Genomic DNA, 314 nt, shown 5'->3' with positions numbered 1-314 from the left:
TATCATCGGCGCAGAGTTGTTTCACGGTCCTGTTCGGGATGGGAAGGGGTGGGACCAACTTGCTATGGTCATCAAGCTTTGACTTGTACGAGCCGCGTTCACATGAACGTTGCTCAGAATCTGGAATAGTAAGTAATGTGGGTAATGAAGTTGTCTCAACAACGTTTAACGGTCTTCTTACCTATACCCTGCTAAGGTTATAGGGACAAGCCGTACGGGCAATTAGTATCAGTTAGCTTAATGCATTACTGCACTTCCACACCTGACCTATCAACGTCCTGGTCTCGAACGACCCTTCAAAGAGCTCAAGGCTC

At 47.5% G+C, this 314-nt stretch carries 2 rRNA genes; both read right to left on the bottom strand.

The features are described 5' to 3' along the window. Positions 1 to 76 (bottom strand): 5S ribosomal RNA (gene rrf / locus GTP27_RS23385); the annotation flags it as partial. 125 nt (positions 77 to 201) lie between these two features. Beyond that, positions 202 to 314 (bottom strand): 23S ribosomal RNA (locus GTP27_RS23380); the annotation flags it as partial.

The sequence above is a fragment of the Duganella qianjiadongensis genome, from assembly GCF_009857915.1.
GTDB classification, from domain to species: domain Bacteria; phylum Pseudomonadota; class Gammaproteobacteria; order Burkholderiales; family Burkholderiaceae_D; genus Rugamonas; species Rugamonas qianjiadongensis.
This window is presented reverse-complemented; position numbering and strand designations above follow the sequence as displayed.